Source organism: Flavobacterium cellulosilyticum (assembly GCF_004349355.1).
Classification (GTDB): Bacteria; Bacteroidota; Bacteroidia; order Flavobacteriales; family Flavobacteriaceae; genus Flavobacterium; species Flavobacterium cellulosilyticum.
Genome location: NZ_SMFK01000004.1, coordinates 129569 through 150435 on the forward strand (window position 1 = coordinate 129569; position 20867 = coordinate 150435).

A 20867-nucleotide genomic window follows, 5' to 3' on the forward strand; every position below is an offset into this window, starting at 1 on the left:
AACGCATTTTCTAATGTCGATAATAAAAATTATGCAATTGGGTTTAGGTTCTAGTTATTGTCCGCTGAATTTAATTTATTCTGGTCCAAGTGAAATCAGTAATTCAAATTCCAATTCTTCTTTGTTATTTAAAAGGTATCTATAAATGCCTCTTCCTTGATTGTGTCCATCGTCAAAGGCAGCAATCAACCATTCGCTACTTAATAGCTTAATAGTTCTAAACTGCATTGTACCGCCCAAAACTGCTTTCAAAGGGATCAATTCTGGTTTTTCACGAAGTGCATTTTTGATAAATTGTTCAGGATGAGTAATTCCTTTTTGTATTAAATTTTCACCATCATAATTCTCATTATACCAATAATTTGATGTAGTGGTATCCTTTGCTATTATTTTTGTTTGAGCATCTTTTTTAACTTTTAAGCTATCCTCTTTTGCGAGTGTGTTTTCAGGCATAATTTTTTTCTTGCAACTGAAGGTGCAAAGTAAAATTAGAATTATTAAAATTATTTTTCTCATTTTTTATCATCTTAAATTCAATTCTTACTCTTATCAAGTCGTTTTCAACTCATGAAAATGTGTTTTTTCGGCTATACCAAAGTACGAAAAAAAAGTCAATAGCACTAAATTCGTTTAGCTAGCGCAAGCGTCATACTCGTACCCATTCTGATTTGTATTTATTTTTGATATTATTTGTTTGCACAAGCTGGACGCTTGAGCCGGCTAGGATATTGATAGTCATTTTGAAAACAAAACGAACTAAATAGCCCTGATCGAACCGATATCCTCGTAGCGTAGCGAAGAGATAAAGGCGAGAGCAGGAGGGAAGGTTCTTCTGGAAAAGATTTATACTGCTCCTAAACAAAAAAGACCTGCAAGTTTTCACTTGCAGGTCCTGATACTTAATTCTATTTGCTTGATACTTACTTTATCAAATCAAAACTTCTCTTAACGAAAGCAGTCAATTCTTCTCCTTTCAAAAGGTTTTGAGATAATTTTGCCAAGTCTAAAGCTTGTTTCACCAAACTTTCTTGAGCGGTTTTGTCTTGAGTATTCAAGATATTGGTAGCTAAAACAGAATTAGTATTTACCACCAAATTGTACATTTCTGGCATATTTCCCATTCCGAACATTCCGCCACCGCCGGATTGACTCATTTCTTTCATTCTACGCATGAATTCTGGTTGCGTGATGATGAAAGGGGCTGCCTGACTGTCCATTGATTCTAGTTGTACGGTATACGCTTTTGGAATATACGTTTCCAAAGAAGTTTTTAAACTTTCTTTTTCTTCATCAGACAATTTAGAAATGGTAGTTTCCTCCTTTTTGATCAAGTTGTCAATATGGTCTGAATCGACGCGAACGAAAGTTAAATCCTTATTATCACCTTCAATTTTTTGAATTAAATGCGAGATAATTGGAGAGTCTAAAATCAATACTTCATATCCTTTTTCTTGCGCAATTTCGATGTAAGAGTGTTGTGCTTCTTTGTTTCCTGCGTATAAAACAACTAGTTTTCCGTCTTTGTCCGTTTGTTTTTCTTTTAAGGTTTCTTTCAATTCTTCAAGTGTGAAGTATTTGTCATCAACCGTTGGATACAAAACGAAAGCACTTGATTTTTCGTAGAATTTATCTTCAGAAAGCATTCCGTATTCTAAAACAATTTTAATGTCGTTCCATTTTGCTTCAAAATCAGCACGGTTTTCGTTGAATAATGATTTTAATTTATCAGCTACTTTGCGAGTGATGTAATTCGAAATTTTCTTTACCGCACCATCGGCTTGCAAGCCTGAACGAGAAACATTCAAAGGAATGTCTGGTGAATCAACCACACCACGAAGCATCATTAAAAATTCAGGAACAATTCCTTCTACATTATCGGTAACATAAACTTGGTTTTGGAACAATTGAATTCTGTCCTTTTGGATTTGCATGTCGTTCCCTAATTTTGGGAAATACAAAATTCCAGTCAAGTTAAATGGATAATCAACATTTAAATGAATGTGAAACAAAGGCTCTTCGAACTGCATTGGATACAATTCGCGGTAGAAATCTTTATAATCAGCATCCGATAAATCCGTTGGTTGTTTAGTCCAAGCTGGATTTGGGTTATTGATGATGTTGTCAACTTCTACTTCAGTAAAAATTTCGTCTTTGTTTTCTGATTCAACAAATTCACCTTTCTTTTGTTCGATTTTCTCGGTTCTAATACCAAATTTAATTGGAATAGGCATAAATTTATTATACTTATTCAACAATTCTTTGATTTTGAATTCTTCTAAAAACTCTAATGAATCCTCGGCAATATGTAAGATAATTTCAGTACCACGTGTTGTTTTGTCAGCTGGTTCTAAAGTGAATTCTGGACTTCCATCACAAATCCAATGTGCTGCAGGTTCGTCTTTGAACGATTTTGTTATGATTTCTACTTTAGAGGCTACCATAAAAGCAGAATAAAACCCTAATCCAAAATGACCTATAATTCCTGAATCTTTTGCAGAATCTTTGTATTTTTCTAAAAACTCTTCCGCTCCAGAAAAAGCAACTTGATTGATGTATTTTTCTACTTCATCAGTGGTCATTCCTAACCCTTGATCGATGATATGCAATTTCTTGCCTTCTTTATCGATTTTCACTTCGATAATTGGATTGCCATATTCTACTTTAGCTTCACCAATACTTGTCAGGTGTTTTAATTTTAATGTGGCATCTGTTCCATTCGAAATCAACTCACGCAAAAATATTTCGTGATCGCTGTATAAGAATTTTTTAATTAAGGGAAAGATGTTTTCCACCGAAACGTTAATTTTTCCAGTTGTCATATGATAAGTTTTAAATTTTTCAATTTCATTTAGTCAAATAAGATACCAAATAACGTAAGGGTGACAAAATGTCGGAAATGTAAATTATGATACAAAATACTAATATTTTGAAACAAATTTTCCAAACAGCATTGTATCTTTGTCTAAGTTTAATCTTAAAAAAACCAAAAAAAATGAAAAAAACAATTACATTGATGATAGTGGCAATTTTGCTCTTTGCTTGCAAAACTTCTTCTATTACAGATAAGAAATTAGATAGAAAGGCTCAAGTCGCAATAAAAGGCAACTGGGTAATCAATTCTGTTTACTATCCTGGTTCAGAATATATTAAAGTAAATACTTTTCAACTAGCCGATTCTAAATGTTTTGAAGGAAGTACCTGGAAATTTATTTCTAATAATAACAAGGGAAATATGGCTTTGACAAAGTCGGATTGTATAACATTTAGTTCCCCAATTACGTGGTTTGTAAATAAAGATGGTCAATTTGTTTTGAAAATTTTAAATGCTGGTGAAAAAGCTAAAAAAGTGAGAGAAGGTTATATTTTATATTTAGTTAATCAAACAGCAGATTCCTTTCAATTGATTGATAAAATTAATGTAGGAGGTAAAATGACAGATGTAGTGTACCAATTCAACAGAACCAATTAAAAACTATAATACTAAAAGATATGAAAAATATTTCGATAATAATAATGGCATTAATGCTGTCAGTGGGTTCTCTTTTTACAAGTTGTGAATCGTTAAAGAACACCAATAAAACACAAAGAGGTGCTGGTATTGGTGCGGCAGGTGGAGCGATAATTGGAGCAATTCTAGGTAATAACCTTGGAAAAGGAGGAAATGGTGCTGTGGGAGCTGTTCTTGGAGGAGTTGTTGGAGGAGTTGCCGGTGGTGTTATTGGTAATAAAATGGACAAACAAGCCAGACAGATCGACGAGGTGCTTCCTGGTGCTGAAGTAGAACGCGTAGGAGAAGGAATCAAATTAGTTTTGAATGAAAATGCGGTGCGATTTGAGACTAATAAATCCACTTTGACAGCTACTGCAAAAGCGAATTTGAATAAACTAGTACCTGTTTTTAAAGAATATCCAGACACAAATATCACCATTTTTGGTTATACCGATAGTACAGGTTCTGCTGATTATAATTTGAAACTTTCAGGAGAAAGAGCAGCTTCAGTAAAAAATTATTTGGCTTCTTCAGGTTTAGTAGCGAGTAGATTTGGAATAACAGGATTAGGGATTGCAGATCCTATTGCTTCGAATGATACTCCCGAAGGAAGAAGTAAAAATCGTCGTGTGGAATTTGCCATCACTGCAAATGACAAAATGTTAGAAGACGCTAAAAAAGAATCAGGGAACTAAATTTCCATAAAATAAATATTGAATTAAGCTGTTTCGCATTGAAACAGCTTTTTTTTTGCATTAGACATTCGTTAACTGAATGGAGTAAGAAATCAATGTAAGATAATGATTTTCAATTATAGTAGCCTTTTGCAACTATCCGTCATCATCCTTAATTACAATGTCCGCTACTTTTTCGAACTTTGTGTTTTGAGTGTTCAAATAAAATGAGTAAATTTGATTATTAATTAAAAAATCATGAATTCAGAAGCATTAAAAATTAACTTAACTCAAAGAATTTTAAATCTTACTGATGATAAAATTCTATATAAAATTTCAAGGCTTCTTGATAAAGAAAATGTAGTGGGTTTTGATGTGAATGGAAATCCAATTTATGAAAATGAATATGTTAATGATATTAATAGCGCTTTGAATTTACTATCTGAAGGAAAATTGGAGACTTATTCAAGCGAAGAAGTGAAAAGAAAAATTTTGAGATAATGAATGTTATCTGGAGAAAAAACGCATTAAATGAATTAGAAGCGATCTATAAATATATTAAAAAAGAAAGCCCGCAAAATGCTGTTTTAGTATTCAATTCAATTTATGATTTGGCTATTTCCCTGCCAAATTTCCCATATAAATTTCCTGTTGAACCAATAATCAATATAGAAAAAGTAAGATTTGTGGTTGTCTGGAGCTTTAAAATTGTTTATTCTGTTGAAAAGGATAGTATTGTGATATTGAGAGTTTTTAATACAAAGCAAAATCCAAAAAAACTAAAAAAGTAAACATTGCAACTATCTGTCATCATCCTTAATTACAATGTCCGCTATTTTTTAGAACTATGCGTTTTAAGTGTTCAAAAAGCACTTTTAACTATAGATGCTGAAATTATTGTAATCGACAATAATTCCCAAGATGATAGCTGCGAAATGATGAAACTACGATTTCCGAATGTAAGACTGATCGAGAATAAGGAAAATTCAGGTTTTCCAAAAGGCAATAATATTGGAGTTGCAGTAGCTCAAGGAGAATACATTTGCATTTTAAATCCAGATACGGTTGTCGCCGAAGATACTTTCGAAAAAGTTTTGGCTTTCGCCAAAAAACAAAATAACCTAGGAATAATTGGTTGCAAACTCATTGATGGAACAGGGAATTTTCTCCCAGAAAGCAAGCGAGGTGTGCCAACTCCATTTGTGGCTTTTACAAAAATTACAGGCGTGTATAAAGTCTTTCCAAAAACATTCGGCAAATACTACGCTCAACAACTATCGGAAAATGAATCTGGAAAGGTAGATATTCTTGTTGGTGCATTTATGTGTATGAAACGAGAGTTGTATACTGATATTGGTGGTTTTGACGAGGATTGTTTTATGTATTCGGATGATATTGATTTGTCTTATATGGCATTAAAAAGCGGAAAATCAAATTATTATTTTCACGAAACTTCAGTAGTCCATTTTAAAGGGGAAAGCACCATTAAAGATGGAACTTATATGAAAAGGTTTCAAGAGGCAATGAATTTCTTTTATAAAAAACATTTCAAAGTGTCTTATTTCTTTTCTGTATTTATGAAAATCGGAATTGTGTTTTTTTCTTTTGTAAAAATGTTTGAAGGCAAACCAAAATCTAAATCCTCCGCTGATAATTATATAGTATTTTCGGATAATGAATTTGTAATAGAAAAATTAAATAAAGTAGTTAGAAAACCTATAAAAAGACAAGAAGATCTGAAACAATTCTCTAACAACGAATTAACAGAAATTGTTTTTGATCAACATTTTATGGATTTCAAAACAATAATAAAAACACTGGAAGCAGAGAAGAATAAAGGTTTTACATTTAAAATCTATCTACAAGAATCAGGTTTTATGATAGGTAGTAATAGTAGTTTTGATAGAGGAGAAATTATCAAGATTTAAGAAATATAATTTATAAATAAGGTTATTAAGATTCATGTAAAATTGAGTAATTCAGGGGTAAAACTAAAAATAATCACTAATTTTGCAAGAAGAAAACCTTAACCACCTTTTTAAATAACAATATGGCAAGATTTGAATTAAAGCTTCCGAAAATGGGGGAAAGCGTTGCAGAAGCGACCATTACAAATTGGTTGAAACAAGTTGGTGACAAAATTGAAGCTGATGAAGCAGTACTTGAAATTGCAACTGACAAAGTGGATAGTGAAGTGCCTAGCGAAGTTTCAGGTATTTTGGTGGAACAATTGTTTGGAAAAGATGATCTTGTTCAAGTGGGGCAAACCATTGCTATAATTGAAACGGATAGTGGTTCAATGCTAACAACACCAAAAGTAGAAGCGGATGTTCCTGTTGAAGTAGCCGAAATTGAAAAAACAATAGAATCTGTAAAAGAGACTATAGTAAGTCAAGTTAATTTCTCGGATTCCGAAAAATTCTTTTCTCCCTTAGTAAAAAACATTGCTAAAGAAGAAGGTGTTTCTATAACTGAATTAGAAAATATTTCTGGGACAGGTAAAGACGGAAGAGTTACTAAGGAAGATATATTAACTTATATAGCAAATAGAAAAGAACCTAAAGTCGAAATTAAACAAGAAATTAATGGACCCAAAATTGCCGAAGTTCAAAAAGCTTCCGTTCTAACAATGCCAGTTTCTGTAAATGGTGGTGATGAAATCATTGAAATGGACAGGATGCGAAAGTTGATTTCGGGTTATATGGTAGCTTCCATTCAAACATCGGCACATGTTCAATCCTTTATTGAGGTAGATGTGACTAATATCGTAAAATGGCGTGAAAAGGTTAAAGAGTCTTTCGAGATAAGAGAAGGCGAAAAATTGACTTATACACCTATTTTTATGGAAGCTGTTGCAAAAGCCTTAAAAGATTTTCCAATGATGAATATTGCTGTTGATGGTGATTTTATTATCAAAAAGAAAAATATAAATCTTGGTATGGCAGCTTCATTATCTAATGGTAACCTAATTGTACCTGTAATCAAAAATGCGGATCAATTGAATCTGGTAGGAATGGCAAAAGCGGTAAATGACTTAGGGAATCGTGCAAAAACCGGAAAATTAAAACCAGATGATACGCAAGGAGGAACCTATACAGTTACTAATGTAGGTACTTTTGGAAGTGTTTTTGGTACGCCGATCATCAATCAGCCTCAAGTGGGGATTCTTGCCTTAGGTATCATTCGAAAAGTGCCAGCAGTTATTGAAACTCCAGAAGGTGATTTTATTGGTATTCGTCAAAAAATGTTCTTGTCTCACAGTTATGATCATCGTGTTGTTGATGGTGCGCTTGGAGGAAGTTTTGTTAAAAGAGTTGCTGAATATCTAGAAGCATTTGATGTAGATAGAAATTTTTAAGAATAAATTATTTTTAAAATCCGACTCGTTTTAGCTGTCGGATTTTTCATTTAATGTAAAACTTTTAAGACCAATCGATGAACGGTAAGTTCAAAAAGATATATTTGTCATTCTAAAATTTAAAAATGGAGCTTAAATTAAATAAACCAATTTGCTTTTTCGACCTTGAAACAACTGGAATTGATGTCGCAAAAGATCGAATTGTTGAAATAGCCATCTTCAAAGTTTTTCCAAACGGAAATAAAGAAAGTAAAACTTGGTTAGTGAATCCTACGATTCCAATTCCGCCTCAATCAACTGCAATTCACGGAATCAGTGACGAAAAAGTAGCAAACGAACCCACTTTTAATGAATTGGCTTCGCAAGTATACAATATGATTAAGGATTCTGATTTAGGGGGCTATAATTCGGATCGATTTGACATTCCTTTATTGGCCGAAGAAATGCTTCGGGCAGGAGTTGATTTTGATATGAAAAATCGAGTTTCTGTAGATGTTCAAACTATTTTTCACAAAAAAGAAGAACGAACATTGAGTGCAGCATTAAAATTTTATTGTGGTCAAAGTCTTGAAAATGCGCATTCAGCAGAAGCAGACACAATGGCCACTTATGAAATTATAAAAGCACAATTGGATCGATATCCAGATTTAGAAAATGACATCAAATCATTATCAGAATTTACTACCAGAAAAAAAATCGCTGATTTTGCTGGAATGATAGCTTTTGATAAGGAAGATAATGAGATTTTTGCATTTGGAAAACATAAAGGTGTCAAGGTAGAAACCGTTTTGGAGTCGGAGCCGGGCTATTTCAGTTGGATTCAGAATGCTGATTTTCCTTTGTATACCAAGAAAGTTTTAACTTCTATTAAATTGAGAAAATTGAATACGAAATAGTGTTCAGTGTTCGGTGTTCAGTTTACAGACTGATCACTGCAACTGATCACTGAATACTGAATTTATGAAGATTATCTGTATAGGAAGGAATTATGTTAATCATATAGAGGAATTAAAAAATGAGAGGCCATCTGAGCCTGTTGTTTTCATAAAACCGGATTCTGCGATATTATTGAAACAACATCCTTTTGTGATTCCGGAATTTTCGAATGATATTCATCATGAAATCGAAATAATTGTTAAAATTAATAAAGTCGGAAAATATATAGACGCCAAGTTTGCGCATAAGTATTATGACGAAATAAGTGTTGGTATAGATTTTACAGCCCGTGATATTCAAAACGAGTTAAAAGCAAAAGGCTTGCCATGGGAGAAAGCCAAATCGTTTGATGGTTCTGCGGTAATAGGCGAATTTTTACCCAAAACAAAGTTTAATTCATTGGAAAATCTTACATTTGAATTAATTAATAAAAATAAAACAGTTCAAAAGGGAAATTCCACTCAGATGCTGTGGAAAATTGATGAAATCATTTCTTATGTTTCTCAGTATTTTACGTTAAAAATTGGAGATATAATTTTTACGGGAACGCCAGAGGGGGTTGAGGCTGTAAAACCAGAAGACGTTTTAGAAGGATTTTTAGAAGGAAATAAACTATTTAGTATACAAATAAAATAATGGCATTACATTACAACTTAGCAAAAGTGTACGCACTTTCAGATAACGACCCAGAATTTGTACTTCAAATCGTAACTTTGTTCGTTACAGAAATTCCGGAAGATTTAGGAGAAATTAAAGAAGGAATTAAAAAAATGGATCACAAGCATGCTTACTCCTATGCTCATAAAATAAAGCCTTCTCTAGATTTGCTTGGTTTAAAAATGGCTTTTGAAGAAATTCTTCAAGTAGAGGCTTGGACAAAAGCTGAAGGTGAAAAGAAAGAAATAAAAGAAACTTTCAAAAGTGTCAAAACGCAAATTGATGACGCTGTAAAGGAATTAAAAAAAGATTTTGATTTATAAGTGATTTTAATCAATTCTTTGTGGTTTTTTTAAAATAAAAAAGAGCTCCTTTTGGTAGCTCTTTTTTATTTTAAAATAAGTCTATTTAATTTTTGACTTCATCTCAATTAGCATAAAATTATTTAATATTTTTTATAGAACGAAATAAAATGAAAGCAGCTATTATAACTATCGGTGACGAAATTTTAATAGGCCAAATTGTAGATACGAATTCTGCTTTTATCGCTAAATCTTTGGATAAAATTGGGGTTGAGATTTATGAAATGGTGTCTATAAGTGATAACAAACAGCACATATTGAATACTTTTTCAAGCTTGCAAAATATAGTAGACTTAGTAATTATTACAGGAGGTTTAGGGCCAACGAAGGATGATGTTACCAAGAAAACTTTTTGTGATTATTTTGAAGATGAATTAGTTGTTAATACTGATGTCCTAAAACATGTTACACAATTAATTGAAGGATTCTACAAGCGGACCATAACTCAAATAAACATCGATCAGGCCTTAGTACCATCAAAATGTACAGTGCTTCACAACCAAGTGGGTACGGCGCCAGGTATGTGGATGAAAAAAGAAAATACCGTGTTTGTTTCGCTTCCAGGTGTTCCTTTTGAAATGAAATATTTAGTCGAAAACGAAATTATACCTAAAGTTGTTCGGGAATATAAACGTCCCTACATTCTTCATAAAACAATATTGACCTATGGTCAAGGCGAAAGTATGGTTGCGGAGCGTATTGAAGAATGGGAAAATGAATTGCCAGAGTTTATAAAATTAGCTTATTTGCCGAGTCCAGGACGAGTGCGTTTGCGACTTTCGGCAAGGGGAATAGATAAGGGTTTTTTAGAGACGGCAATCGAAGAAAAAGTGGTTTCGTTGTCTAAAATCATAGGGGATATTATTGTTGGTTTTGATGATGACGAAACCATAGAAACGGTTATTGGCAAGTTGCTTAAGCAACAAAACAAAACACTGTCTACTGCCGAAAGTTGTACAGGTGGAAAAATTGCCCAAGTATTGACTTCGGTTTCCGGGGCATCAAGCTATTTTAAGGGCAGTGTGGTTTCGTATGCAACAGAAACTAAGATATCTATATTGGGGCTTTCAGCTGCGTTAATTGAAAAATATTCCGTTGTAAGTGCGGAAGTTGCAAAAGAAATGGCGATTAATATTAAAAAGATAATGAAAACGGACTATGCAATTGCGACTACAGGAAATGCAGGGCCCTCAAAAGGAGACTCCAATGCGGAACTTGGTTCGGTTTTTATTGCATTAGCCACTCCTGATGAAGTAATTGTTGAAGAATTCGATTTTGGCCAACCCCGTGAAAAAGTGATAGATAGAGCGCTGATAAAAAGCTTGGAAATGCTTCGTAAAGAAATTTTAAAAAATGTGTAATATTTTTTTGTTTCATCCGTTTATTTTTCTTTTCTTTGCACCCTGATTTTGAATAACGATAAAAGATAACAATAATGTCAAGAGTTTGTGTCCTTACAGGTAAAAGAGCGATGGTAGGAAATAACGTTTCTCACGCTATGAATAAAACTAAGAGAAAGTTTTCTGTAAACTTAGTTAAAAAGCGTTTTTATCTTCCTGAAGAAGATAGATGGATTACTCTAAGAGTAGCAGCATCTACAGTAAAAACAATCAATAAAAATGGAATCGCTGCAGTTTTGAAAAAAGCGCAGTCAGAAGGATTTATTAAATAATCTTTTTCCAAAATAAATATAAAGCAAAATGGCAAAAAGTAAAGGAAATAGAATCCAGGTAATTTTAGAATGTACAGAGCACAAAACTTCAGGTGTTGCTGGAACGTCTAGATACATTACAACGAAGAACAAAAAAAATACTCCAGACAGATTAGAGATTAAAAAATTTAATCCAATCTTGAAAAAAGTAACAGTTCACAAAGAAATTAAATAATTAAAAATTTTTATTACTATTTAAAATGGTAACATTTTAGATTTATTAAAATTTAAATAACATTTGAATCATGGCAAAGAAAACCGTAGCATCGTTACAAACATCTTCTAAGAGATTATCAAAAGCCATCAAAATGGTGAAATCTCCAAAAACAGGTGCTTATACATTTGTAGAGTCTATTATGACTCCTGAAGCAGTTGATGAATTCTTGAAAAAGAAATAATTAACATTAGCATTATATAGAATAGCTACTTTCTTTCGGAAGTAGCTTTTTTATTTTATATATTTGTCAATTAGATTTTTTAGAAGTTATTTGCTTCACCAGTTTGCTGGTACTTATGTCAAAAATCGTTAATCTGCAATCAACATTCCAATGAGTTTTTTTAAAAAATTATTTTCATCCGAAAAAAAGGAATCTTTAGACAAAGGGCTAGAGAAATCAAAAACAACTTTCTTTTCTAAATTAACTAAAGCAGTTGCTGGAAAATCTAAAGTGGATGATGAGGTTTTAGATAATTTAGAAGAAATACTTGTTTCTTCTGATGTTGGAGTTAATACTACTCTGAAAATAATTACAAGAATTGAAGCTCGCGTTGCTGCAGATAAATATCTTGGTACTGATGAACTTAATAATATTCTACAAGAAGAAATAGCTAGTTTGCTTTCAGAAACTAATACTGGTGAAGCAACTGAGTTTGTGATTCCAATTACTACTAAGCCTTATGTTTTGATGGTTGTAGGGGTAAATGGTGTTGGAAAAACAACTACGATAGGAAAATTGGCGTATCAATTTAAAAAACAAGGATACAAAGTAGTTCTTGGAGCTGCAGATACCTTTCGTGCCGCAGCGATTGATCAGTTACAAATTTGGGCAGATAGAGTAGGAGTGCCAATTGTAAGACAAAATATGGGTAGTGATCCTGCTTCTGTAGCTTTTGATACCTTACAGTCAGCAGTAGCTCAAGATGCTGATATTGTAATTATTGATACTGCAGGACGTTTACACAACAAGATTAATTTGATGAACGAGTTAACTAAAGTGAAACGTGTGATGCAAAAAGTGGTTGTCGATGCTCCTCACGATGTTTTATTGGTTCTTGATGGTTCAACAGGTCAAAATGCTTTTGAACAAGCCAAACAGTTTACAGCAGCGACTGAAGTTACTTCACTTGCGGTGACAAAATTAGATGGAACTGCAAAAGGGGGGGTTGTTATTGGTATTTCAGACCAATTTCAAATACCAGTGAAATATATTGGTGTTGGAGAAGGAATCGAAGATTTGCAGGTTTTTAATAAATATGAATTTGTTGACAGTTTTTTTAAATAATTATTATAATGGATTTTTACAATAAAATTAAGCCTATTTACCTCTATTTTATTAGTGTTGTAGCACTCGTTTTATCAAACTTCTTTAGAGATGGAAATCAACTAGTATATGTTTTCTTATTAACGACAGGTACGATATTGTTTATTTTAGGCTTCATGAAAGGAAGAAATGAACGTAAATAATTATTGATACAATGCGTTGATTTTTGTCCATAAGCCATTATCAAATCTCGATAATGCAAAGTTGGTTTCATCGGCTGCATCACCCATTCTAATGGCTACCATTTTCTTACTTGGAATTACATAGATTTTTTTATCGTTTTGCCTAGTGCCATAAACATATCATTGGGTCTAGATGGGATTATACTACCATTAAATTGAAGTTGTGTTTGCAGGAGATGATAATTTTATTTTGTACTTAACCACCACAAATAGCCATATCCTAAATTGATAGTTTGCGAAGAATTTGTTGCTTGGTTGAAATAATCTTCATTCAATATCACATTGCTTTCCCTTTTTCCTATGTTGAGCATCAATTAACCAAAACGATCCGCACTGCGGGTGTTGCTAAAGTAAACACTATTATTATCAACTTGAAACCATGCCACGCTCATTCCTTTTTTGTCTCTAAGCTTTGAATTGAAATAATTGGACCATGATTGTCCTGAAGCATTCGCAATAACATCTTGCAATTTAAGATACACATTATGATAAACCCATCGCGTTCCTGTATCGGCTTTGTAAATGAGTTTTGCTGGAGTTACATCATCGACTGTGTGTTCTAAACCCGAAGTCATTGTGAGTAGATTTTTGCAGGTAATTTGATTTTCTGGTACTATTGTTTCATTCTTCCAGCCCGTTCCAATATACTGATAAAATTTGTTATTAATGTTTATTATGCCTTCCTGCTGTGCAATTCCAGTCATGGTTGATGTCAATGTTTTAGCGGCACTTGCCCAATACTATCCAGTTGTTGCCGAATGTCCGTTGAAATAATTTTCCATTACAATCTTTCCATTGACAAGTAAGATGAAACCTTTAGAGTTTTTCAGTGCTAAATAATCTAACGGTGGTTGAACGGCAGTTTGTTTCTATCCTAAATCGGTGATTGATTTCGTTTCCCAAATGTTACCAGACAATGGTGGAAAATACATTGCATTAACAGGGTTGGTGTAAGATTTGTTGATTCAGAACTGCAATTTGCAAACAATAAAACAATCAATAGGGGGATTGTTACTTTTGACATTTTTTGCGGTTTTAATATAGGTATGACCAAAAATAGTTTAAAAAGTTGAATAGCTTTTTTTGTTTTTTGTTTTCTTTGAAGTTTTTAAGAGTAACTTTGTTGTTTATAAAAAAGTCCCTTTTTTCCAAATATGCTAGCCCTGATTGCAATGGAAATCCTTTTTATTTTGGGGTTCAAAATAAAAAGATTGTAGTGAAAAGCAGGATTAAGCTCCCTTAAAAAATAGTATCAAATGAAAAAATGTATAAGTATTTTATTCGTATCGTTTCTTTTTGTTGCTTGTCAGCAAAAGGTAAATAGGGAAGATATACCCAAAATAAATGGGTATTGGGAAATTGAAAAAGTGGCTTTTAAAGAAGGTCAAGAAAAGGGTTATACTATTAATGAGAGTTATGATTTTTTCTCAATAGAAAAGAATTTTGTTGGAATTCGTAAGAAGGTAATGCCTCAACTGGATGGCACTTTTATTGTAAATGATACTTACGAAAATGTGAAAATAAGGTTTACAGATGACAAAGTTTTCTTTGATTATTCGACTAAATTTGCAAAATGGACAGAAGAATTAGTAGAATTAGAAAAAGATAAAATGGCTTTTAGAAATGCTGAAAACAAAGAGTATTTTTATAAAAAAGCAGCACCAATAAAAATAACAGGAGATGGCAAAAAGACTAAATAATCAAAGTAGCGTGGGCGATGTATTGAAACAAATAATTCAAGTCAATAAATTGCAACCCGGTATGGATCAAATAGATGTAAAAGAAGCGTGGAAAAACTTGATGGGAAACGGAGTAAATCATTACACCAAAAATGTGGTTTTGAAAGGGAGTATTTTGTATGTAGAGCTTTCTTCGGCTGTACTTCGCGAGGAATTAAGTCACGGAAAGTCTAAAATAATAGCGATGATAAATGAAGAATTGAAACGAGATCTGGTGAAGGATGTCGTCTTGAGGTAATGATTTTCGATTGTTGATTAACGATTACAGATTGCAGATTTTTGTGATTGCATATAAAAAAATCCCGTTTTTGAAACGGGATTTTCTGTTTTATACTTTTAAATCTAAATTCAAAAATCGTTAATCAACAATCTGCAATCTAAAACTGCTCTCTACCTGAAAAATGGAAAGCTCCTTCGATTGCAGCATTTTCGTCGCTATCTGAACCGTGAACTGCATTTTCTCCAATTGAAGTAGCATAGGCGATACGGATAGTACCTTCAGCAGCATCAGCTGGATTTGTAGCTCCAATTAAAGTTCTAAAATCTTCCACTGCATTTTCCTTTTCTAAAATAGCGGCAACAAGAGGTCCGCTTGACATAAATTCTACTAAACCATTGTAGAAAGGTCTTTCCGCATGAACGGCATAAAATGCTTTTGCATCAGCTACTGTTAATTGTGTTAATTTTAGTGAAACGATTTTAAAACCACCGTTTGTAATCATTGCTAATATATTTCCGATGTGTCCGTTAGCAACTGCATCAGGTTTAAGCATTGTAAAAGTTCTATTTGAAGCCATTTTTGTGTTTTTTAAATTGTGTGCAAAAGTAGTTTTTTTTATTGTTAAATTTTATTGGATAAAAAATTTAACAATAAACTTTAATTCTAAAGTGTAATAATATCAAAATTAACTTCTAAAGGGTGAAGTTTATTAATTAAGTTAGGTATCAACTGTTCGCCATATTCTAAATAAAATTCTGAAAAATTGGCTTGTCTTTCCTGCAAACTTTTATTGGGAAACAATTCATTTTGTAAAATGGTTAAGCGTTCCAATTCTTCGGAATGTTTGCGTTTTTGTGCTTTTAATAATCGTTTTTCAAGTTGTTCTAATCCTTTTATTTGTTTTGCTTCTTGCGCTTTTACAGCTCCAGAAAATGAAGGATCTGTTTTTTGAGCTAAAGTATGTAAATAATGAAACTGGTTTTTTAAAAAATCCTTTTGAATCGATAAGTCTATGGAATATTCGTCTAATAATTTTACTTTATTATTAATTAAATCATTTTGTTTGGAGAATAAATTAGCCCAAGACAATCCTAATTTATCTGCTTTTTTGGCTTGTTTTTCTGAAACCAATACAGCTGAATTTCTAAGCAATAGTATTGGGAAAGTAACATTTACAGTGTCAAAAAATGATTTTAATTCCAGCCAATAAGCTAGTTCGCCACCTCCACCAATGTAACATAAATTAGGTAAAATTACTTCTTGGTACAAGGGACGCATAATCACATTTGGACTGAATTTTTCAGGATTCGTATCTAACAAGGATAGAATTTCAGTTTCAGCGTACTCGATAGTAGTGTTGTTTACTTTGTATGTACCGTTTTCAAAAATAATACGTTCCCGCAAATTATCTTCTAAGTAAAACAAATTGATTTCACGAGGATTGACTTGGATAGGGTATTCTTTTAAATTTTCAATAGTTTTAGTTACTTCTTTATAGGAAGTTTGTGATAGTAATTCGTTCTTGATATAGGGTATAAATGTTGTTTTCAAATCATGATCATCAGCGTCAAGAATGACCAATCCCTGTTCGCTAAAAAGTTCGTTTGCCAAAAAGCGAGTAGCATCTGCTAAATTAGTGTGGTTTAAATAGGATTCTTGGAAAAGTTTTTTAATTGTATCTGCGTTTTTTCCAGAGCCTAAATCTTGTTGGTATAATTTAAAAAAATCTGCTAAACCTTCGGTTGATAATCGCCCAACGGGGCCCGAGCTTTCCTTATTCCAGCGAAATTTTCGACCTTTGAAAATAAAATAATTGATTTCTTCAAAATCGTGATCTTCGGTTGCCATCCAGTAAATGGGTACAAAATTAGATTCAGGATATTTTGATTTTAATTCCTTAGTTAAATTAATGGTCGAAATGATTTTGTATAAAAAATACAAAGGACCTGTAAACAAATTTAGTTGATGCCCTGTAGTTATTGTAAAAGTGTTCGAATCGTTAAGAAGATTAATATTGTTTAAAGTTTCAGTTGAAGTCTTTATTAACGAATATTGCTTTTCTAAAACCGTAACTAAAAGGGATCTTTTACTTTTTCCATTGTCATAGCCATTGAAATTGAGTTTTTTTTCTAAGATTTGATCGTCAAAGTTTTCAAGAGTCGGAAAGCGATTATAAAGTAATCTCAAGTTTGATTTTTGGTCTAAATAATCATTCATCAAAGGAGTGAAATACCCAGAATTTTGATAGCTGATACAGTCGGTTGGCATATTGAAGTTTATTTGATGCTAAATTACTAAAAAAATATTGGAACTAATTATTTGTTAGTTTGGAAAAAACGCCTCATTTTTATCGAATAATTTAATTGTTTGTAATGATAGATAATTCGCATCCTAGAAAAGTGAATTCTTTAAGACACGTTCTTTTTGGAAGCTTAATTGGCACAACCATTGAGTTTTTTGATTTTTATATTTATGCCAATGCTGCCGTGTTAGTGTTTCCGCAATTGTTTTTTCCGGGTTCAGATCCAACCACTTCAGTAATAGAATCCTTGGCAACTTTTTCGATTGCCTTTTTTGCCAGACCTATTGGTTCGGCCATTTTTGGCCATTTTGGAGATAAAATTGGCCGAAAAGCTACTCTCGTTGCCGCCTTGTTGACGATGGGAATTTCAACGGTTTGTATCGGATTATTGCCCACTTATCAGAGTATTGGTATTGTTGCTCCTTTGTTATTAATGTTGTGTCGGTTTGGTCAAGGTCTCGGTTTGGGAGGCGAATGGGGTGGTGCTGTTTTATTGGCTATCGAGAATGCACCTCCCGGTAAACGCGCGTGGTATGGCATGTTCCCACAATTAGGAGCGCCAATAGGGTTGCTACTTTCAGGAGGAACCTTTTTGCTTTTAAGTGATATCTTGACTAATGAACAATTTTTTGATTACGGTTGGAGAATTCCTTTTATTGCGAGTTCTTTATTGGTTGGAGTTGGTTTTTATATTCGGTTAAAAATCACCGAAACGCCTTCGTTTGTCAATGCCAAAGAAACAAAAAAAGAAGTAAAAGTACCCTTATTTTCTATTTTAAAATCTTATAAATGGGAATTGATTTTTGGAACTTTTGCTGCAGTAGCTACCTTTGTAACTTTCTATTTAATGACCGTATTTAGTTTGAGTTGGGCAACAACACATCTTGGGTTTAGCCGTCGCGATTTTTTAATTATTGAACTTTTTGCTATTTTGTTTTTTGTAATAGGAATTCCACTTTCGGCAGTTTTGGCGGATCGTTTTGGCCGAAGATTGATTTTGTTACTTGTTTCAGTAGCTATTGGTTTGTTTGGACTCAGTTTTTCTTATTTTTTGGATTCTGGAAGCACTTTTTTAATCACTTTTTTTATCTGTTTGGGAATGGGATTAATGGGATTGACTTATGGACCTTTGGGTACATTTTTATCCGAATTATTCCCAACCGAAGTACGTTATTCTGGAGCTTCATTAACTTTTAATTTGGCAGGAATTCTAGGTGCTTCTTTTGCTCCTTTGATCGCCATTTGGTTGGCTACAAGTTATGGAATTGGTTATGTAGGTTACTATTTATCAGCGGCAGCTGTGATTACTTTTGTAGCGTTATTGGCTATTCGAAAAAGTGAGCATAAGTTTTGATTCTATTCTTTTTAATTAATAAAAGGCTAAAAGTAGTTTTTTGAGCCTATTTTTGCATAAAACAATTCATTTGAAAACCCAAGTATTTCTCATCACGCCACCTTTTACCCAGCTGAATACGCCGTATCCAGCAACCGCTTATATCAAAGGGTTTTTGAACACCAAAAATATTTCGGCAACTCAAGCCGATTTAGGTATCGAAGTGATTTTGAAATTGTTTTCAAAAGAAGGTTTAATCAATTTATTTCAGTCCAACAACCAACAACCAACAACCGACAACTGTAAACGAATTCTTGCTCTCCAAGAAGAATACATTAAAACCATCGATTCGGTAATTGCTTTTTTGCAAGGAAAAAATCCCACATTGGCACTTCAAATTTGTCAAGAAGATTACTTGCCAGAAGCTTCTCGTTTCATACAACTCGAAGAACTGGATTGGGCTTTTGGAAGTATGGGGACGCAGGACAAAGCTAAACATTTGGCGACTTTGTACCTCGAAGATATTTCGGATTTTATTGTCGAATGTGTCGATGCTAATTTCGGTTTCAGCCGCTATGCGGAACGTTTGGGACGTAGTGCGAATTCGTTTGACGAATTGTACGTAGCTTTACAACAGGAACCAACTTATATAGACGCTGTTTTATTTTCGCTTTTGAAAGGAAGAATCGGAACAATTCAACCCGAATTATTTTTGATTTCAGTTCCTTTTCCAGGGAATTTGTATGCGGCTTTTCGTTGCGCGCAGTGGGTTAAACAGCATCATCCAACTATCAAAATTGCAATGGGGGGAGGTTTTCCCAACACCGAATTGCGGTCGCTTTCCGATCCACGTGTTTTTGAGTTTTTCGATTATATTACTTTAGACGATGGAGAGTTACCAGTAGAATTACTTATAGATGTTGTCGCTTCTAACGCGGTCAAAAAACCCTTTGAATTTAAAAGAACATTTCTTCTCGAAAATGGAGAAGTCGTTTACAAAAACAATTCTACTCGAAGTGATTACAAACAATCCGAAGTGGGTACTCCTGATTATTCTGATTTGTTATTGGATAAATATATTTCAGTTATCGAAATTGTGAATCCAATGCACCGCATGTGGAGCGACGGACGTTGGAATAAATTGACCATGGCACACGGTTGTTATTGGGGAAAATGTACATTTTGCGATATTTCACTAGATTATATCAAGATTTACGAACCCATTGCTGCCAATTTATTGTGCGATCGAATGGAGGAAATGATAGCGCAAACGGGACAAAATGGTTTTCATTATGTAGATGAAGCCGCGCCACCCGCTTTGATGCGCGCTTTAGCACTCGAGATACTTAGGCGGAAATTATCAGTTACGTGGTGGACGAACATTCGATTCGAAAAAAGTTTCTCAGCCGATTTGTGTTTGTTGCTAAAAGCTTCGGGTTGCATCGCTGTTTCTGGTGGTCTTGAGGTAGCATCGGACAGATTATTGCAATTAATTGATAAAGGCGTAACGGTAGAACAAGTGGCAAAAGTCACTCGGAATTTCACCGAAGCCGGAATTATGGTACATTCCTATTTGATGTACGGATATCCTACGCAAACTATTCAAGAAACAGTAGATAGTTTGGAAATGGTGCGTCAATTGTTTGAAGTTGGTGTTTTGCAATCTGGTTTTTGGCATCAATTTGCAATGACAGCTCACAGTCCCGTGGGGATGTTTCCAGAGAAATTTGGAGCCATAAAAGAAACCGAAATCATTGGAACTTTTGCTAATAATGATATTAATTTTACCGATAAAACGGGAATTGATCACGATAAATTTAGTTTCGGTCTAAAAAAATCCCTCTTTAATTTTATGCATGGTATCTGTTTTGATTATGAATTACAAGAATGGTTTGACTTTAAAATTCCTAAAACAAAAATACATCCCGACTATATTTCCAACGCTCTAAATGAAGAGGCAGATTTTAATATAAAACCAACAGCAAAAATAGTTTGGTTAGGAGGGAAACCTTTGGCGGAAGCCTTTACTAAATCTAAAAAAGGAAATTCGTGGCAAATGTTGAGCTTGACTTTTCATGATAAGAAAGAAAGTTTCACAATTCAATCTGGAGAAAAAGAAGGAGAATGGTTAGCTGAAACTCTCGGTAAAATAGCTGTTTCATCAGAAAAAGTCTATAGTTTTCAAGAAATAAAATCTGATTTTGAAACTCATTTTGAAGATTTTGAATTGTTTTGGTATTCAAAACCTGTGAATACTTTGAGGGAATTTGGCTTATTGGTTTTATAATCAATTTTAAAATGTAAATCAATTTTCAGACATAATAATTAGGCATATAGTATTTAATCAAAATTTTATAGTTAT

The 20867-nt window shown here is 33.2% G+C and carries 23 protein-coding genes; 18 read left to right on the forward strand and 5 right to left on the reverse strand.

Annotated features, from left to right (window positions below; genetic code table 11):
- Nucleotides 1–75 precede the first annotated feature (75 nt).
- The gene (locus E0F76_RS08805; RefSeq protein WP_132004381.1) at nt 76–516 is read right to left on the reverse strand and encodes a hypothetical protein; all 441 of its coding nucleotides are present in this window, start codon (nt 514–516) and stop codon (nt 76–78) included.
- Nucleotides 517–920: 404 nt separating this feature from the next.
- Nucleotides 921–2819 carry a molecular chaperone HtpG gene (gene htpG, locus E0F76_RS08810; protein WP_132004383.1) on the reverse strand — a complete coding sequence of 633 codons (1899 nt, stop codon included), beginning with the start codon at nt 2817–2819 and terminating at the stop codon, nt 921–923.
- 173 nt (nt 2820–2992) lie between these two features.
- Between htpG and E0F76_RS08815 the strand changes: the two genes are divergently transcribed.
- The 14 genes from E0F76_RS08815 (at nt 2993) to ftsY (ending at nt 12690) form a co-directional block, all read left to right on the forward strand.
- A complete protein-coding gene (locus E0F76_RS08815; RefSeq protein ID WP_132004386.1) occupies nt 2993–3469 on the forward strand; it encodes a lipocalin family protein in 477 nt (158 codons plus the stop codon).
- Between the two features lie 20 nt (nt 3470–3489).
- Nucleotides 3490–4185 carry an OmpA family protein gene (locus tag E0F76_RS08820; RefSeq protein ID WP_132004389.1) on the forward strand — a complete coding sequence of 232 codons (696 nt, stop codon included), beginning with the start codon at nt 3490–3492 and terminating at the stop codon, nt 4183–4185.
- A gap of 237 nt (nt 4186–4422) precedes the next feature.
- Nucleotides 4423–4665, forward strand: coding sequence for a hypothetical protein (locus E0F76_RS08825; RefSeq protein ID WP_132004392.1), 243 nt, complete (start codon nt 4423–4425; stop codon nt 4663–4665).
- Complete coding sequence (locus E0F76_RS08830; RefSeq protein WP_132004395.1) at nt 4665–4955, forward strand: type II toxin-antitoxin system RelE/ParE family toxin; 291 nt, start codon at nt 4665–4667, stop codon at nt 4953–4955. Before E0F76_RS08825 ends, E0F76_RS08830 begins: the two co-directional genes overlap by 1 nt.
- Before the next feature lie 3 nt (nt 4956–4958).
- The gene (locus tag E0F76_RS08835; protein ID WP_132004398.1) at nt 4959–6092 is read left to right on the forward strand and encodes a glycosyltransferase family 2 protein; all 1134 of its coding nucleotides are present in this window, start codon (nt 4959–4961) and stop codon (nt 6090–6092) included.
- A 122-nt stretch (nt 6093–6214) separates the two neighbouring features.
- Complete coding sequence (locus E0F76_RS08840; protein ID WP_132004401.1) at nt 6215–7522, forward strand: dihydrolipoamide acetyltransferase family protein; 1308 nt, start codon at nt 6215–6217, stop codon at nt 7520–7522.
- Between the two features lie 125 nt (nt 7523–7647).
- Nucleotides 7648–8418 (forward strand): 3'-5' exonuclease, encoded by a 771-nt coding sequence (locus E0F76_RS08845; RefSeq protein WP_132004404.1) that lies wholly within the window; start codon nt 7648–7650, stop codon nt 8416–8418.
- Between the two features lie 64 nt (nt 8419–8482).
- Nucleotides 8483–9094, forward strand: a complete 612-nt coding sequence (locus tag E0F76_RS08850) for a fumarylacetoacetate hydrolase family protein (protein WP_132004407.1) — start codon at nt 8483–8485, stop codon at nt 9092–9094.
- Complete coding sequence (locus tag E0F76_RS08855) at nt 9094–9438, forward strand: Hpt domain-containing protein (RefSeq protein WP_132004410.1); 345 nt, start codon at nt 9094–9096, stop codon at nt 9436–9438. The genes E0F76_RS08850 and E0F76_RS08855 overlap by 1 nt, the downstream gene beginning before the upstream one ends.
- A 149-nt stretch (nt 9439–9587) precedes the next feature.
- On the forward strand, nt 9588–10838 hold the full coding sequence (locus tag E0F76_RS08860) for a CinA family nicotinamide mononucleotide deamidase-related protein (RefSeq protein WP_132004413.1): 1251 nt from the start codon (nt 9588–9590) through the stop codon (nt 10836–10838).
- Nucleotides 10839–10912: 74 nt separating this feature from the next.
- Nucleotides 10913–11149 (forward strand): 50S ribosomal protein L28, encoded by a 237-nt coding sequence (gene rpmB, locus E0F76_RS08865; protein ID WP_132004416.1) that lies wholly within the window; start codon nt 10913–10915, stop codon nt 11147–11149.
- 28 nt (nt 11150–11177) lie between these two features.
- Nucleotides 11178–11363, forward strand: a complete 186-nt coding sequence (gene rpmG / locus E0F76_RS08870) for a 50S ribosomal protein L33 (protein ID WP_132004419.1) — start codon at nt 11178–11180, stop codon at nt 11361–11363.
- Between the two features lie 70 nt (nt 11364–11433).
- Nucleotides 11434–11586: a DUF4295 domain-containing protein gene (locus E0F76_RS08875; protein ID WP_082014152.1), complete on the forward strand. Its 153-nt coding sequence runs from the start codon at nt 11434–11436 to the stop codon at nt 11584–11586.
- A gap of 150 nt (nt 11587–11736) precedes the next feature.
- Nucleotides 11737–12690, forward strand: coding sequence for a signal recognition particle-docking protein FtsY (gene ftsY, locus E0F76_RS08880; RefSeq protein ID WP_132004421.1), 954 nt, complete (start codon nt 11737–11739; stop codon nt 12688–12690).
- Nucleotides 12691–13225: 535 nt separating this feature from the next.
- Here the strand turns inward: ftsY and E0F76_RS19975 are convergent.
- Nucleotides 13226–13627, reverse strand: coding sequence for a serine hydrolase (locus E0F76_RS19975; RefSeq protein WP_342773072.1), 402 nt, complete (start codon nt 13625–13627; stop codon nt 13226–13228).
- A gap of 540 nt (nt 13628–14167) precedes the next feature.
- On the opposite strand from E0F76_RS19975, the gene E0F76_RS08890 reads away from it, so the two are divergent.
- Both E0F76_RS08890 and E0F76_RS08895 read left to right on the forward strand, forming a co-directional pair.
- Entirely contained in the window at nt 14168–14611 is a 444-nt protein-coding gene (locus E0F76_RS08890) for a hypothetical protein (protein WP_132004425.1), read from the forward strand.
- Nucleotides 14592–14888: a DUF721 domain-containing protein gene (locus tag E0F76_RS08895; RefSeq protein WP_132004428.1), complete on the forward strand. Its 297-nt coding sequence runs from the start codon at nt 14592–14594 to the stop codon at nt 14886–14888. The genes E0F76_RS08890 and E0F76_RS08895 overlap by 20 nt, the downstream gene beginning before the upstream one ends.
- A 139-nt stretch (nt 14889–15027) precedes the next feature.
- Here E0F76_RS08895 and E0F76_RS08900 read toward each other — a convergent pair whose 3' ends face one another.
- Together E0F76_RS08900 and bshC are read right to left on the reverse strand one after the other, a co-directional pair.
- The gene (locus E0F76_RS08900) at nt 15028–15447 is read right to left on the reverse strand and encodes a nucleoside-diphosphate kinase (RefSeq protein WP_132004431.1); all 420 of its coding nucleotides are present in this window, start codon (nt 15445–15447) and stop codon (nt 15028–15030) included.
- A gap of 86 nt (nt 15448–15533) precedes the next feature.
- Nucleotides 15534–17138 (reverse strand): bacillithiol biosynthesis cysteine-adding enzyme BshC, encoded by a 1605-nt coding sequence (gene bshC, locus E0F76_RS08905; protein ID WP_132004434.1) that lies wholly within the window; start codon nt 17136–17138, stop codon nt 15534–15536.
- A 104-nt stretch (nt 17139–17242) separates the two neighbouring features.
- Between bshC and E0F76_RS08910 the strand changes: the two genes are divergently transcribed.
- A complete protein-coding gene (locus E0F76_RS08910; RefSeq protein ID WP_132004437.1) occupies nt 17243–18526 on the forward strand; it encodes an MFS transporter in 1284 nt (427 codons plus the stop codon).
- A gap of 70 nt (nt 18527–18596) precedes the next feature.
- Nucleotides 18597–20792, forward strand: a complete 2196-nt coding sequence (locus E0F76_RS08915; protein ID WP_132004440.1) for a B12-binding domain-containing radical SAM protein — start codon at nt 18597–18599, stop codon at nt 20790–20792.
- The last annotated feature ends 75 nt before the right edge of the window (nt 20793–20867 follow it).

Bases quoted from the DNA above. Each gene is read 5' to 3' on its own strand.
- bshC (WP_132004434.1), bottom strand. From the start codon at position 17,138: ATGCCAACCGACTGTATCAGCTATCAAAATTCTGGGTATTTCACTCCT.
- E0F76_RS08815 (WP_132004386.1), top strand. From the start codon at position 2,993: ATGAAAAAAACAATTACATTGATGATAGTGGCAATTTTGCTCTTTGCT.
- E0F76_RS08830 (WP_132004395.1), top strand. From the start codon at position 4,665: ATGAATGTTATCTGGAGAAAAAACGCATTAAATGAATTAGAAGCGATC.
- E0F76_RS08840 (WP_132004401.1), top strand. From the start codon at position 6,215: ATGGCAAGATTTGAATTAAAGCTTCCGAAAATGGGGGAAAGCGTTGCA.
- E0F76_RS08805 (WP_132004381.1), bottom strand. From the start codon at position 516: ATGAGAAAAATAATTTTAATAATTCTAATTTTACTTTGCACCTTCAGT.
- E0F76_RS08845 (WP_132004404.1), top strand. From the start codon at position 7,648: ATGGAGCTTAAATTAAATAAACCAATTTGCTTTTTCGACCTTGAAACA.
- E0F76_RS08910 (WP_132004437.1), top strand. From the start codon at position 17,243: ATGATAGATAATTCGCATCCTAGAAAAGTGAATTCTTTAAGACACGTT.
- E0F76_RS08900 (WP_132004431.1), bottom strand. From the start codon at position 15,447: ATGGCTTCAAATAGAACTTTTACAATGCTTAAACCTGATGCAGTTGCT.
- ftsY (WP_132004421.1), top strand. From the start codon at position 11,737: ATGAGTTTTTTTAAAAAATTATTTTCATCCGAAAAAAAGGAATCTTTA.
- htpG (WP_132004383.1), bottom strand. From the start codon at position 2,819: ATGACAACTGGAAAAATTAACGTTTCGGTGGAAAACATCTTTCCCTTA.
- rpmB (WP_132004416.1), top strand. From the start codon at position 10,913: ATGTCAAGAGTTTGTGTCCTTACAGGTAAAAGAGCGATGGTAGGAAAT.
- E0F76_RS08890 (WP_132004425.1), top strand. From the start codon at position 14,168: ATGAAAAAATGTATAAGTATTTTATTCGTATCGTTTCTTTTTGTTGCT.
- E0F76_RS08875 (WP_082014152.1), top strand. From the start codon at position 11,434: ATGGCAAAGAAAACCGTAGCATCGTTACAAACATCTTCTAAGAGATTA.
- E0F76_RS08850 (WP_132004407.1), top strand. From the start codon at position 8,483: ATGAAGATTATCTGTATAGGAAGGAATTATGTTAATCATATAGAGGAA.
- E0F76_RS08855 (WP_132004410.1), top strand. From the start codon at position 9,094: ATGGCATTACATTACAACTTAGCAAAAGTGTACGCACTTTCAGATAAC.
- E0F76_RS08825 (WP_132004392.1), top strand. From the start codon at position 4,423: ATGAATTCAGAAGCATTAAAAATTAACTTAACTCAAAGAATTTTAAAT.
- rpmG (WP_132004419.1), top strand. From the start codon at position 11,178: ATGGCAAAAAGTAAAGGAAATAGAATCCAGGTAATTTTAGAATGTACA.
- E0F76_RS08895 (WP_132004428.1), top strand. From the start codon at position 14,592: ATGGCAAAAAGACTAAATAATCAAAGTAGCGTGGGCGATGTATTGAAA.
- E0F76_RS08860 (WP_132004413.1), top strand. From the start codon at position 9,588: ATGAAAGCAGCTATTATAACTATCGGTGACGAAATTTTAATAGGCCAA.
- E0F76_RS08820 (WP_132004389.1), top strand. From the start codon at position 3,490: ATGAAAAATATTTCGATAATAATAATGGCATTAATGCTGTCAGTGGGT.